The organism is uncultured Allofournierella sp. (assembly GCA_944382705.1).
In the GTDB taxonomy this organism is placed as follows: Bacteria; Bacillota; Clostridia; order Oscillospirales; family Ruminococcaceae; genus Allofournierella.
On record CALWNE010000046.1, the window covers coordinates 25,502 to 39,015 of the forward strand.

The 13,514-nt window shown below is 54.4% G+C and carries 13 protein-coding genes; 7 read left to right on the top strand and 6 right to left on the bottom strand.

Going from position 1 to position 13,514, the window contains the following annotated elements:
• Nucleotides 1–9: 9 nt before the first annotated feature.
• The 5 genes from ACH2EM_RS06910 to ACH2EM_RS06930 form a co-directional block, all read right to left on the bottom strand.
• Nucleotides 10–726, bottom strand: a complete 717-nt coding sequence (locus ACH2EM_RS06910; protein ID WP_395151401.1) for a YggS family pyridoxal phosphate-dependent enzyme — start codon at nt 724–726, stop codon at nt 10–12.
• A complete protein-coding gene (locus tag ACH2EM_RS06915) occupies nt 726–1,280 on the bottom strand; it encodes a TIGR01440 family protein (RefSeq protein WP_395151402.1) in 555 nt (184 codons plus the stop codon). The genes ACH2EM_RS06910 and ACH2EM_RS06915 overlap by 1 nt, the downstream gene beginning before the upstream one ends.
• 97 nt (nt 1,281–1,377) lie before the next feature.
• Nucleotides 1,378–1,752, bottom strand: a complete 375-nt coding sequence (locus ACH2EM_RS06920) for a metal-dependent transcriptional regulator (RefSeq protein WP_395151403.1) — start codon at nt 1,750–1,752, stop codon at nt 1,378–1,380.
• A gap of 177 nt (nt 1,753–1,929) precedes the next feature.
• The gene (locus ACH2EM_RS06925; RefSeq protein WP_395151404.1) at nt 1,930–2,886 is read right to left on the bottom strand and encodes a DHHW family protein; all 957 of its coding nucleotides are present in this window, start codon (nt 2,884–2,886) and stop codon (nt 1,930–1,932) included.
• Nucleotides 2,840–3,520: a hypothetical protein gene (locus ACH2EM_RS06930; RefSeq protein ID WP_395151405.1), complete on the bottom strand. Its 681-nt coding sequence runs from the start codon at nt 3,518–3,520 to the stop codon at nt 2,840–2,842. Before ACH2EM_RS06930 ends, ACH2EM_RS06925 begins: the two co-directional genes overlap by 47 nt.
• A gap of 334 nt (nt 3,521–3,854) precedes the next feature.
• Here ACH2EM_RS06930 and ACH2EM_RS06935 point away from each other — a divergent pair, with 334 nt between their 5' ends.
• The 4 genes from ACH2EM_RS06935 (at nt 3,855) to ACH2EM_RS06950 (ending at nt 8,982) form a co-directional block, all read left to right on the top strand.
• Complete coding sequence (locus ACH2EM_RS06935; RefSeq protein ID WP_395151406.1) at nt 3,855–4,733, top strand: methylenetetrahydrofolate reductase; 879 nt, start codon at nt 3,855–3,857, stop codon at nt 4,731–4,733.
• Nucleotides 4,733–5,383 (top strand): methionine synthase, encoded by a 651-nt coding sequence (locus tag ACH2EM_RS06940; RefSeq protein ID WP_395151455.1) that lies wholly within the window; start codon nt 4,733–4,735, stop codon nt 5,381–5,383. The genes ACH2EM_RS06935 and ACH2EM_RS06940 overlap by 1 nt, the downstream gene beginning before the upstream one ends.
• Nucleotides 5,376–7,754, top strand: a complete 2,379-nt coding sequence (locus ACH2EM_RS06945; RefSeq protein ID WP_395151407.1) for a homocysteine S-methyltransferase family protein — start codon at nt 5,376–5,378, stop codon at nt 7,752–7,754. The genes ACH2EM_RS06940 and ACH2EM_RS06945 overlap by 8 nt, the downstream gene beginning before the upstream one ends.
• 211 nt (nt 7,755–7,965) lie before the next feature.
• Nucleotides 7,966–8,982 carry a glycosyltransferase family 2 protein gene (locus tag ACH2EM_RS06950; RefSeq protein WP_395151408.1) on the top strand — a complete coding sequence of 339 codons (1,017 nt, stop codon included), beginning with the start codon at nt 7,966–7,968 and terminating at the stop codon, nt 8,980–8,982.
• Between the two features lie 74 nt (nt 8,983–9,056).
• Here ACH2EM_RS06950 and ACH2EM_RS06955 read toward each other — a convergent pair whose 3' ends face one another.
• Entirely contained in the window at nt 9,057–9,746 is a 690-nt protein-coding gene (locus tag ACH2EM_RS06955; RefSeq protein WP_395151409.1) for a sigma-70 family RNA polymerase sigma factor, read from the bottom strand.
• A gap of 270 nt (nt 9,747–10,016) precedes the next feature.
• On the opposite strand from ACH2EM_RS06955, the gene ACH2EM_RS06960 reads away from it, so the two are divergent.
• The 3 genes from ACH2EM_RS06960 to ACH2EM_RS06970 all read left to right on the top strand — a co-directional run bounded on the left by ACH2EM_RS06960 (nt 10,017) and on the right by ACH2EM_RS06970 (nt 13,414).
• Complete coding sequence (locus ACH2EM_RS06960) at nt 10,017–10,985, top strand: glycosyltransferase family 2 protein (RefSeq protein ID WP_395151410.1); 969 nt, start codon at nt 10,017–10,019, stop codon at nt 10,983–10,985.
• Nucleotides 10,986–11,353: 368 nt separating this feature from the next.
• Nucleotides 11,354–12,460, top strand: coding sequence for a UDP-galactopyranose mutase (gene glf, locus ACH2EM_RS06965; RefSeq protein ID WP_395151411.1), 1,107 nt, complete (start codon nt 11,354–11,356; stop codon nt 12,458–12,460).
• A 15-nt stretch (nt 12,461–12,475) separates the two neighbouring features.
• The gene (locus ACH2EM_RS06970) at nt 12,476–13,414 is read left to right on the top strand and encodes a glycosyltransferase family 2 protein (RefSeq protein WP_395151412.1); all 939 of its coding nucleotides are present in this window, start codon (nt 12,476–12,478) and stop codon (nt 13,412–13,414) included.
• Nucleotides 13,415–13,514: the final 100 nt, after the last annotated feature.

A 13,514-nucleotide genomic window follows, 5' to 3' on the forward strand; every position in this document is an offset into this window, starting at 1 on the left:
GAGTACAAATTAAACCGGCTGCGGGTAGGCTCTGGGCCCAAAAATGCCGGTGCCAACCCGCACAATGGTAGCTCCATGGCGGATGGCGGCTTCAAAATCTCCGCTCATGCCCATGGATAGAATCTCCATACGGCTGCGCTGCAAGGGCATATTCTGGCACTGCACAAACAGCTGATGCATCCGGGCAAACCAGACTTCCTGCTGCTGGAACTCCTCACACCGGGGCGGAATGCACATAAGCCCCAGCACCTGCAGGTTGGGCTGTGCATCTGCCAGGGCCAGCAAATCGGGCAGTTCCTGGGGGGCTATGCCGCTTTTGGTTGCCTCGCCCCCAATGTTTACCTCCAGCAGGATGTTCTGGCACAGCTGCTGCCGGGCGGCTTCCTTTTGAATAGCCAGCAGCAGTTTTTGCGAATCCACCGATTCAATCACCTGGGCCCGGCCCACAACCTGGCGCACCTTGTTGGTTTGCAGATGCCCAATGAAATGCAGGGGATAGCTGCCATAGGCCCCGGCCTCGTGTTTTTGCACCAGTTCCTGCACCCGGTTTTCGCCAAACAGGTCAATGGCGGTGCCCTGTGCAGCCTGTACCGTGGCAGCGGAGCGGGTTTTGCTGGCTGCGCACAGCTGCACCGTGGAAGGGCTGCGGCCACAGGCTGCACAGGCGGCATCCATTCGTTTGCGGATTTCCAGGGCTTTTGCGGCTAACAGTTCGTGTTCTTGCATTATGCCAATCCCTCCTGATAAACGGCACGGGGGCCGCCAATGTAACGGGGGCGGGTACGGGCGGCCACCAGGCTGGCCTGGCCAATTTGCTGAATGTTTAGACGCACCGGCACGGCCACCCGTTTCAGATGCATACCAATGAGGGTGCTGCCGATGTCCAGCCCGGCATCCGCCTGGATGCTTTCCAATGCAACGGGATGTTCAAACTGCTGCCAGCAAACCGTGGCAAAGCTGCCCCCGGCCTTGGGCTGGGGCATCACATTCACCACTTCGGCCCCTACCCGCACAGCGGCAGCTTCCAGAATGAGGGCACGGTTGAGGTGCTCGCAGCATTGAGCAGCCAAAAAGACCCCCGCCTGGTGCAGCACCGGGGCAATGCCTTGGTAAACGGCCTGTGCAGCCTCTAGACTGGAGCATTTGCCGATGGTCTGGCCAATGATTTCGCTGGAGGAACAGCCCACAACCAGAATGCTGCCGGGCTTGAGATTGGCAGCAGCCAGCAGCTCGGCGGCAGCCTGGGCGGCCTGGGCTTGAATATGGGAAAGGTTGGTCATACAAAACACCTCGCTTGGTTGGAATTGGAGTGGTTGGTGGAAAAACAGACCATTCCCGCACAGCATGGGAGCAGGGAATGGTCTGTTGGTGCGGCAGTTACAGCTGCTTTTGGCGCAGGTAAAATGCCTTGATTTTTTCAAAACTGACTGGATGGAGATTGTGCTCCAGGCGGCAGGCATCCTCTTTTGCAATGTCCTCAGGCACACCCAAATCCATTAGAAGTTGACTAATCAGGGTGTGCCGCTCGTAAATCGTTTCGGCAATGTGGCGGCCGGACTGGGTAAGGGTAATCATTCCACCGTCATCCACCTGAACATAGCCGTTTTCCCGCAGCTTTTTCATGGCGGTGGAAACGCTGGGTTTTGAAAAATCCATCTCGTTGGCAGTGTCGATGGAGCGGACGCTGCCGTTGCGTTTGAACAACACCAAAATGGTTTCCAGGTAATCTTCGGCAGATTCCATGATTTTCACAGGAAAAAACAGCTCCTTTCGGCAACGGGGAACGGCGAGGCCAGGGCCTGCATTCCCCAAAATCTATGCTAATATTGTAGCATAACGGCTGCAAAGTTTCAACCAAACCCACAAGGGCTGGCTGCACGCAAAAAAATCCCCTGGGACTTTTGCAAAAGCCACAGGGGAGCTAAAAGGTCAGCGAAGCATAGCGCTTTGATTAACCACCGGCATACTGTACAAAAACAGCACATCCTGGTTGGTAAAGGTGATGTACTGGGGTACAAGGCCGCTTACCATATACCGCAAATCAATCAGGGTGATGGTGCGGTAGGTCTGGCACAAAAGAGGAGCCAGACTGCTGGCAAAGGAATCCCGAAAAATAACCAGCTCCCGGTCGGTGGAAGCATCCGGATTTTGAATGGTCACAAAGGGAGTGGTGCCGGACAAAAACACATCGTAGGGGTTTTTGCCGGTGAGTTTTTCTGGAGTGTATACAGTTGTGTCCTCCAATACAGCATGGTGCACCTGCGCCTGCTCTGTAAAAGTGCTGGTGAGGTAAACCAGATTCTCCTGGCCGGGTTCAATCTTTACATACCAGCTGGCGGTGCCGATAAAATCCGGCACAACCTGGGGCTGCCAGCCTTCCAGCGTGGCCGAAAATCCCATGGCATCGCCCAAGGTATCCAGCACTGGCTGCAAGGTTTCCTGCCGCCAGTGAGGGTCGGTTTTATAGTAGCTGCCAAGGCTAAGGCTACCGGTAAGGTCAATGTGCACAAAGGACTGGGGAAGCTGGGCTTGAACCTGCGCCGTCATGGCATCGTAATCCAGCCGGGGCCAGCCCTCATCGGGCAGGTAATGGGCTTTGTCCGGCACAATGGCCCAATAACACTGGTTGTCCGGCGTGAGCAGATCCTGAGAAAGCTGGGTTAGCTTGGCGGAAAAATTATTCACGCTGCGTTCATCCAAAGGCCCGTGGTACTGTACCCAGTAGCCCTGCTGCTGATACATTCCATTTTCGTCCGGGGTATGGAGGCTGCGCTGGTGTGCCAGCCAGCCGGCTGCCAGGCAGCCAAGCAGGGCAACCGCGCCAGCGCAGACCAATCCCTTACGGAACAGCAACGACCGAGGAGTCATTGGCAGCGGCTTCGCCATCCATGGGAGCTTCCTGGGCGAATTCCTCGTTCTTTACTACGGTAACCTTATCCTCGCCCATCTGAGCGGTAAAGCTGTTCAGCAGGGGCTGGGCAAAGTCGTTCTGGCTCATAACCAGCAGCACCACATCGCCGGAGTAAGCAACGATGACCCGCTCGGCGCCAACACACAGCCACTTCATGGGGTTGGCTTTTTCGGCAACGGACTCTGCCAGAGCAGCGGCGTCATCGGCACTTTTGGCCTGCAGCAGCACCACAGAGTGTGCAATGCTGGTAACGGCAGCGTCGGCAGCAATGCCTGCGCTGAATTCATCGGCGGAAACACCGGTCATATATTCGGCATTGTCTGCGGTGAGTACGGTGTACTGGGATGCGCTGTCTTCCGCAGCGGGCATGGGCTTGAGCATCATGGGCAGCTCCACATCGGTGTACATCTTATCCATGATGGCGTCCAGCGTGCTGGTATTTACAGCGGAATTGTCGCTGTCAGCCTGGGAGGTGCTGGCGGAAATGCTGGAGGACATACTGCTGGAAGTGCTGGAGGAAGTGCTGGTGGAACCAGAGTTGCTGTTGCCACAGCCAGCCAGCATGGAAACCGCCAGGATGGCGGCCAGTGCGATGGACAGTTTTTTCATGTGTGATTCTCCTTTTTCATTGCTTGAACAACCAGCCAAAACGGCAGGATGCAGTGAGGGAAGGCCAATCCTGTGCGGCGGTTCCCTTTTGGCTAGTATGCCATTTTGCCCCTGCCGGTATTCCTGTGGGAATGCGGCGGATTTCACCCTATATACAAATCAGCTGCCCATATTATTGCAAAGGTATGCAAAAAAATAATTGGAGACAGAAAAAAACGAAAATACATTGCTACTTTATCACTGCAAAAAAGTGTGGTATAATGGAAAAATCAGCACTTGCCCAGCGCAGTGAATCTGGCTGGCAGTGAAAGTATAAAGATTAAGGAGAGCCCCCATGCGTCTTTCAGAGTTGTTTCAAAGCAAGCCCTGCGTTTTTTCCATCGAGGTATTCCCGCCCCGCAAAAATGGAGCGAAGCCCGAGGATTTGTACCCGGTGCTGGAGCAGATGGCCCAGCTGCGGCCGGATTATATGAGTGTTACCTATGGAGCTGGCGGCGGCCCTGCCGGTATGAGTACGGTACAGATTGCAGCGCATTTAAAACGCATGGGCATTGAACCCCTGGCTCATCTCACCTGCGTGAATTCCTGCCGGGAACAGGTGGACCAGGTAGCTGCCTGTTTGCAGGAAAAAGGTGTGGAAAATGTACTGGCCCTGCGGGGTGACATCTGCCCCGATCTGCCTCGGCAGACGGAGTTTTCTCATGCCAGCGACCTGGCGGCTTACCTGAAGCAGGGCCGGGATTTTTATCTGGCAGGTGCCTGCTACCCCGAAGGCCATGTGGAAAGCAGCAGCTTGCAGCAGGATGTGGAACAGTTGAAGTATAAGCTGGAAGCAGGGGTAGAGCACCTGGTTACCCAGCTGTTTTTTGACAATAGCAAATACTATCGTTTTATGAATATGCTGCGCAAAAGCGGTGTGCAGGTGCCAGTGCAGGCAGGTGTAATGCCTATTGTTTCGGCCCGGCAGGTGCAGCGCACCCTGGCATTGAGTAGCGCCAGCCTGCCGCCCCAGTTTACTAAGCTGCTGGCCCGCTACGATGGAGATGAACAGGGAATGTTTGATGCAGGCATCGACTATGCCATTGGGCAGCTGCGTGATTTGATTGAAGGCGGCGCAGATGGAGTGCACCTTTACGCCATGAATGACCCTGTGGTGGCCCGTCGGGTGTACGAAGGCATCGAGGACCTGCTGCCCGCAGGCAAAGGGCTGTGATGCGGCCCCATCCCCCGGCACTGGACCGGCAGGAGACCCTCCGGTACCTGGGTGCGGGGGGAACTGTTGATCCTGCGTTGCAGGCGCTGTTAGACCGGGCCGAGCAGGAGCTTTTGCAGCAGTCGGTGATTCGGGCGGCTGCTCGTCAGCTTCCCCTCAACCAGTTGGAACCGCTGCTGCAGGGGCAGGACATTGAAGCCCACCTCAAGGGCTGTACCAGGGGCCTGCTGCTGGCGGTCACGCTGGGTGCAGGGCTGGACGCTGCTCTGCGCCGTGCCCTGGCAGTGGAGCCGGTGTACGGCGTGGTGCTGGATGCGGCGGCCTCTGCCTATGTGGAGCAGGCTGCCCAGGAATGGGAGCAGGAGCTGCGCAGCCAGGTGGCCGGGCAGGGGCTGTATATGACCGGGCGGTTTTCGCCGGGGTATGGCGACTGGCCCCTTACCGTACAGCCGAGCTTTTTGCAGTGGATGGATGCGAGCCGTCAGGCTGGACTGTCCACATCAGAAAGCTGTATGTTGGTGCCGGGCAAAAGTGTGACTGCCCTCTGTGGCATAGCCGATCACCCGGTACAAGGCCAACTGGCGGGCTGTGCCCACTGCGCCCTGCGCGAAACCTGTACCAAAAGAAAGGAAGGAAATCCCTGTGTGTAACCAACGACCTCTGTTTGAATCAAACCGCTGCCAGCGTATGGATGGCGCCATGGGCACCATGTTACAGCAGGCGGGCCTTACCCCTGGCGAGCATCCGGATGTATGGAATATTACCCATCCCCAGCAGGTGCAGGCCATTCACAAGGCTTATCTGGCGGCAGGCACAAACCTGCTGAGTACCAATACCTTTGGGGCAAACTGCAAAAAGCTGGCCGGTACCGGGTATACGGTGGCCCAGGTGATTGAGGCCGCAGTGGACTGTGCCCGCAAGGCCAGTGAGGGGACAGGGGCACGGATTTTGTTGGATGTGGGGCCGCTGGGAGAGATGCTTCAGCCGTTGGGAACGCTGCCCTTTGAGGAAGCCTGCAACGCCTTTAAAGAGGTGGTGCAGGCCGGTGCCCGGGCCGGAGTGGATGCCATTTATTTTGAAACCATGACCGACCTGGCAGAGGTGAAGGCGGCGCTGGTGGCTGCGAAGGAAACCTGTGACCTGCCGGTGATGGTTTCCATGAGTTTTGAGCAGAACGGCCGCACCTTTGTGGGCTGCCCGGCGGAAAGCTTTGGCCTGATGGCCCAGGGGCTGGGTGCAGCGGCAGTGGGCATTAACTGCTCGCTGGGGCCGGCGGAAATTCTGCCTACCGCCCGTCGGCTGGCAGAAAGCTGTACCCTGCCGGTGTTTATTAAAGCCAATGCTGGTTTGCCGGACCCTTTGACCGGGGCATACAGCATGGATGCTGCCACCTTTGCCCAGCAAATGGAGGAATACCTGCCTCTGGGGCTTGCGGCTATGGGTGGCTGCTGCGGAACTTCGCCGGAGTACATTCAGGCATTGGGAAGCCTGGCTGACCGGATGGTGCCCCGTACCCCCAGTGATGCTCCTCTGCCGGGGCGGGTGTGCTCTGGTATGCAGGTGGTGACCGTGCGCCCCGGTACCGTGATTGGCGAGCGCATTAACCCCACCGGCAAAAAGAAGATGAAGGAAGCTCTGCGCACTGGCGATTTGGGCTATCTGCTGGGACAGGCGGTGGAACAGGCCCAGGCCGGGGCGCAGATTTTGGATGTGAATGTGGGTCTGCCGGAAATTGACGAGGTGGAGATGATGCGCCGGGCCGTTGTGGCCATTCAGGGAGTAACCGAGCTGCCCTTGCAGCTGGACTCCACCCAGCCGGAGGTTTTGGAAGCAGGTTTGCGGGTATACACCGGCAAGCCCATTGTAAACTCGGTGAACGCAGAGCCGGCGGTGCTGCAAGCCATTTTGCCTTTGTGCAAAAAATACGGCGCAGCCGTGGTAGGTTTGACCCTGGGGGATGGGGGGATTCCTTCTAAGGCGGAGGAACGGTTTGAGCTGGCCCGCAGCATCTGGCAGGCCTGCCAGCAGGCGGGAATCCCCAAAGAGGATGTATACATTGACTGCCTTACCCTCACAGCCAGTGCCCAGCAGGAGGATGTATGGGAAACCGTGAAGGCGGTGCGTTTGGTAAAGGAAGAACTGGGCCTTAAAACAGTTCTGGGTGTTTCAAACATTTCCTTTGGTTTGCCCCAGCGGCCTCAGTTAAACACTGCATTTTTGAGCACAGCACTGGCCAACGGCCTGGATGCACCCATCATGAACCCCAACGAGCCTTCTATGATGGCAGCAGTGAGGGCGTTCCGGGTGTTTACCGCTCAGGATGCCCATGCCCAGGAGTATATTGAGGCCTACGGCAACCAACCGGCTGCATCGGCTGCACCAGCAGCAGAGCCAGGCCAGCCCATGTCCCTGACCGAAGCAGTGTTCAAGGGGCTGGAAAGCCAGGCCCGCCAGGCTGCTATCGAGGCTCTGGCTACAACTGCCCCGGAAGAACTGGTGAACCAGGTGCTGATTCCCGCATTGGACGAGGTGGGCGATGCCTTTGAAAAGGGTACCTGCTTTTTGCCCCAGCTGCTGCAATCTGCCACCGCCGCCCAGGCTGCCTTTGAGCAGGTGCAGCTGGCCATTCAGCGGCAGGGCTTTGAGGGGGCAAAAAAAGGCCCCATTATAATTGCCACAGTAAAGGGCGATATTCACGACATTGGAAAAAATATCGTGAAGGTGATCTTGGATAACTACGGGTATCAGGTGATTGACCTGGGCAGGGATGTGCCGCCGGAACAGGTGGTGGATGCGGTTCGGCGCACCGGCGCCCCACTGGTTGGCTTGAGCGCCCTCATGACCACCACGCTGCCTTCCATGGCGCAAACGGTGGAGCAGCTGCGGCAGGCTGGCCTGAGCTGTAAGGTGATGGTGGGCGGCGCTGTGCTGACGCCGGAATATGCCCAAACCATTGGAGCGGATTATTATGTGCGGGATGCCAAGGCCTCGGTGGATGTGGCAAAACAGCTGCTGGGTTAAAGAGGTGTGGGCGTAATCGAGAGTGTTTCTTTTTTTTGTGAATATCCGGTGAAAAAAACGACATTGCTTGACTTTGGAAAAAATTAACGCCATTATAATAAGAGAGCAAGTGTTGTTGTTTTAAACACAAGGCTCTGTTTGGCGACTGTCCAAACAGGCCCCTGCCGATTTGAGGATGCGGCAGAATTGATTATGCAAAAAGGTGAGAGAGATGAAATTATTGTCCATTGCGGTACCTTGCTACAACTCTCAGGAGTATATGAGGCACTGCATCGATACACTGCTGACTGGCGGCGAGGAAGTGGAAATTCTGGTGGTGAACGACGGCTCTAAGGATGAAACTGCCGCCATTGCCGATGAATACGCTGCGGCATTCCCCAGTATTGTGCGGGCCATTCACCAGGAAAACGGCGGTCATGGTTCGGCAGTTATGGCTGGTTTGAAGAATGCCACCGGCCAGTACTTTAAGGTGGTGGACAGTGATGACTGGGTCAATGAGGAGGCCCTGGGCAAGGTGCTGTTTACCCTGCGGAAATTTATGACCGAAAACACCCCGGTGGATTTGCTGGTTAGCAACTTTGTGTACGATAAGGTGGGTATGCGGCACAAAAAGGTAATGCGGTACGCCAATGTGCTGCCGGAACAGCAGATTCTCAGTTGGGATGATGTGGGCCGTTTGCGCCGCAGCCAGTACATTATGATGCATGCGGTTACCTATCGCACCCAGCTGCTGCGGGACAGCGGGCTGGATTTACCCAAACATACCTTCTATGTGGATAACCTGTTTGTGTATGTGCCCATGCAGTATGTAAAGAGCATTTACTACCTGAATGTGGATTTTTACCACTACTTCATTGGCCGCAACGACCAGTCTGTAAACGAAAGCGTTATGATTAAGCGCATTGACCAGCAGATTAAGGTTAACAAGATGATGCAGCAGCAGGTGGATTTAAAATCCATCTCCAACAAGCGGCTGCGCCAGTATCTGTACAACTACTTTGAAATCATTACAGTAGTATCCTCGGTACTTATGATTCGCAGCGGCACCAAAGAAAACCTGGAGAAAAAGCGGGAGCTGTGGGACTACCTGAAGAAGGCAGATCCCTGGCTGTATTACCGGCTGCGCCGTGGTTTTATGGGGGCTGTGCTCACCATGGATAACCCCATGGCGCATGGGTTTGCCATGGGCTGCTACAAAATTACCCAAAAGCTGTTTGGCTTTAACTGACAAAACAACACAAAACCGCCCGGTCATAGTTTGCACACTGACCGGGCGGTTTTGTACTGCTGTCAAAGCAGATGTTATTGCCGCTGCTCCAGCATTTGCTGGCGCAATCGGCTTACAGCGGCTTTTTCGATGCGGCTGATATAGCTGCGGCTGATGCCCAGCATCTGCGCTACCTCCTGCTGGGTAAGGGGAGGCTGGCCGGAAAGGCCGTACCGCAGCAGAATTACCTGCCGGTCCCGGCCGCTGAGCTGTTCCACCATCTGCCGCAGCAGGCGCTGTTCCTCCTGGCATTCGTAGGACTCATCCAGCACAAAGCTGTCCGGCACCACATCCAATACGGTAAGACCGCCGCCCTCGCTGCCGGTTTCGATGGGCTCCTGCATGGAAACCGTGACAGGTGCTTTTTTCTCCCGGCGGAAACTCATAAGAATCTCGTTTTCGATGCAGCGGGATGCGTAGGTGGAAAAACGAATCTGCTTGGTGCTGTCAAAGCTGTTTACCGCTTTGATAAGCCCAATGGTGCCGATGCTGATTAAATCTTCTGCATCGCCGGGGATGGCACAGTATTTTTTGGCGATGTGTGCCACCAGGCGCAGATTGTGCTTGATAATCCTGTCTCGTGCGGTCATATCCCCCTGGCGCAGAGCGGCAAAGGCTTCCACCTCCTGCCGTGGCGTAAGTGGTTTGGGAAAGCTGCTGCTTTCCAGATGCAGGGCCAGATAGAGCACCTGACCCACCAAAAAGTTAAAAAAGATGCCGAACAACTCAAAACCCCCTTTTGCTGTTTGCATAACAGATGCCTTTTTAATGGGTATGCGGTTTTTCGTAAATGTATGCGGTTTTTGCCAGAACCAGCACCGCCGCAGCTACTTGCGGGATTTTGCAAAATACAGTATGATTAGTGATAATTAGTGGTAAATCAAATAAAACAAAAAGGGATTGCTGCTGCTTTGCATCCAAAGCGGCGGAGCGTTTAGCTGCTGGGGATTGTGGAAACAGTGGCTGCTTTTGGAATCTAAAAGGGAAGTGACAAAATGAAAACTCCTGTATTATACATGGTGATTCCCTGCTACAACGAGCAGGAAGTGCTGCCAGTAACCAGCGGCATGTTTTTGGAAAAATTGAACTGCTTGATTGAGCGGGGGCGCATTGCGCCTGAAAGCAGGGTAGTTTTTGTGAACGATGGTTCCAAGGACGATACCTGGCAGATGATTCAGAATCTGGCCCAGAGCGATGAGCATTTTGAGGGCATCTGCCTTTCCCGCAACCGGGGGCACCAGAATGCGCTTTTGGGCGGCCTGATGACGGTGAAGGATCGCTGTGATATCACCATCAGCATCGATTGCGATGGACAGGACGACATCAACGCCATGGATGCCATGGTGGAAGCCTACTGGGAAGGCTGTGATGTGGTATACGGAGTGCGTTCCAAGCGGGATACGGACACCTTTTTTAAGCGGTTTACCGCAGAAGGTTTTTACAAGCTGATGAACTGGATGGGGGCACAGGTGGTGTTCAACCATGCAGATTATCGCCTGCTCAGCAGCCGTGCTCTCCATGAATTGGCCTGCTTTGAGGAAGTAAATATCTTTTTGCGGGGCATGGTGCCGCTGGTGGGCTTTAAAAGCACCAGCGTATACTACGAACGGGCCGAGCGCATGGCGGGCGAAAGCCATTATCCCCTTAAAAAGATGCTGGCCCTTGCCTTTGACGGAATCACCAGCCTGTCGGTGAAGCCAATCCGGATTATTACAGGATTTGGGGCATTCATCTCTCTGGTCAGCTTTTTGGGCGTGATCTGGGCGGTGATTCAGGGGTTGCTGGGTCATGCGGTAGCAGGATGGGCTTCCACCACCAGCATTGTGTGCTTTATGGGGGGCATTCAGCTGCTGTGCCTGGGTGTGATTGGTGAGTATATTGGCAAAATTTATATGGAAACCAAGCATCGGCCCCGCTTTGTAATTCAGGAATGCACCTGGCAGGATAAACATGAGCCTTGTTAACACAAAAGAACCCGGCGGTCTGCCGGGTTCTTTTGTGTGTGAAACAGCCCGGGACCAGCTTAAAGAGCAAGAAAAGCTGTTCGCAGGGGGAAAGGACACCCTTGCCAGCTCCAAAAAGCAGGGAGCTTGGGGCAAAAGGTAAGCAAATTCTGTGATTTTGTTGCGGAATTTGGAGAAATAGAGTATGATAAGATATGATTATAATCCGTTAGTGCGACCATTTTTATCCCTCTTTCAAGGGAATCCGGTTTAAATCCACAAGTGGAGCCAAATGGCCCATGGGAGGGTGAGGCATCCGGAAGACAATGAGCGTATATAAAACAATTTGAAAGTACAATAAAACAAAACCGAAACAAAGGAGTAAAGCAATGAAAAAACAGTATGATTATCTGATTGTTGGCGCTGGCTTGTACGGTGCCGTATTCGCACAGGAACTGACCAAGGCAGGCAAAAGCTGCCTTGTAATTGATAAGCGGGACCATATTGCAGGCAACATCCGCACCTATGAGCTGGAGGGCATTCAGGTGCACCAGTACGGCGCACACATCTTTCATACCAACAACAAGGAGGTGTGGGACTACCTGAGCCAGTTTGCCACCTTCAACCGGTATACCAACAGCCCTGTGGCCAACTACAAGGGCGAGCTGTACAACCTGCCCTTCAACATGAACACCTTCAATAAGATGTGGGGCGTTATCACCCCTGCACAGGCAGAGGCTGAAATTGAGAAGCAGCGCAAGGCTACCTACACCGAAAACCCCAAAAATCTGGAGGAGCAGGCCATCAACCTGGTGGGTGTGGATATCTACGAAAAGCTGATTAAGGGCTACACCGAAAAGCAGTGGGGTCGTCCCTGCACCGAGCTGCCTGCTTTTATTATCAAGCGGCTGCCGGTTCGGTTTACCTACGATAACAACTACTTCAATGCATTGTATCAGGGTATTCCTGTGGGCGGTTACACTGCCATGGTGGAAAAAATGCTGGAAGGCGTGGAAGTGCGCCTGGGCCAGGATTACCTGGCAGACAAAGAAGCTTGGGATGCTTTGGCAGAAAAGGTGGTTTACACCGGCCCCATCGATGCTTATTTTGCCTATAAGCTGGGTGTGCTGGAGTATCGCAGTGTGCGGTTTGAGACCGAAGTGCTGAACGAAAGCAACTACCAGGGCAATGCAGTGGTAAACTACACCGATGCCGAAACTCCCTATACCCGCATCATTGAGTACAAGCACTTTGAGTTTGGCACCCAGGAAAAAACCGTCGTCAGCCGGGAGTACAGCGCCGAGTGGAAGCTGGGCGATGAGCCTTACTACCCTGTGAATGACGAAAAGAACAGTGCCCTGTATGCCCAATATAAGGCGCTGGCTGATGCACAGCCCAATGTAATTTTTGGCGGCCGCCTGGGCGAGTACCAGTACTATGATATGGATAAGGTCGTGGAAGTGGCACTGGCCAAGGTGCGTGCTCAGCTGGCCTGAGAAAAGGAACATTTTATGGAACGAATAGCAGCTGTGGTGGTTACCTATAACCGAAAAGAATTGCTTTTGCAGTGTATTAACCAGCTGTTGGCCCAGCAGCAGGTGCAGTGTGATGTGCTGGTGGTGGATAATGCCAGCACCGATGATACCCGGCAGGCTGTGGAGCAGCTGGAGCATCCCCGGCTTTTTTATAGAAATACCGGAAAAAACCTGGGCGGAGCCGGCGGATTCAACGCAGGAATGCGGTGGGCTGTGGAAGCGGGCTACGACTATGTTTGGATTATGGATGACGATACCCTGCCCCAAGCAGATGCCTTGGCACAGCTTTGGAGTGCCCACCAACGGCTGCAAGGCAACTATGGCTTTTTGTCCAGCGTTGTTTTGTGGAAGGATGGTAAGGAATGCCGCATGAACCGGCAAAAAATCAAAAAATCCTACTACGACCATCTGGAACTGTTGCAGCACAGCCTGATTGAAATTGAACAGGCTACCTTTGTTTCGCTGTTCTTTCCTGCCGCAGTTGTGCAGCGAGTGGGCTTGCCCATTGCGGAGTATTTTATATGGGGCGATGATATTGAGTATACCCGGCGCATCAGCGTGCGCCAGGGAATGCCCTGCTATCTGGTGGGCAGCAGCATTGTTACCCACCTTATGCAGAACAACACAGGCTCCAATATAGCAACGGATGTGCCGGAGCGGATTGACCGCTACCGGTTTGCATTCCGCAACGAGAACTACACCTATCGGCAGGAGGGTTTGGCCGGTGTGTGCTATTATCTGGCAAAATGCGGCTTGAATCTGGTGCGCATTGCAACCCAGGCAAAGAACCACCGCTGCAAACGCATGGGGGTTGTTCTTTCCAGCATGGTGAAAGGAACCTTTTTTAATCCTGCCATTGAATATCCTGCAAATGTTGCACACGCTGCACACCAAAACTATGCAACGCAGTGTTAATATTTGAAATTGATTCATCAACGAGGAGAACCAAACGATGCACTTCAATAAAAGAAAATACTTGGCGGCAATCTTGAGTATGGCTTTTGCTATGTCGCTG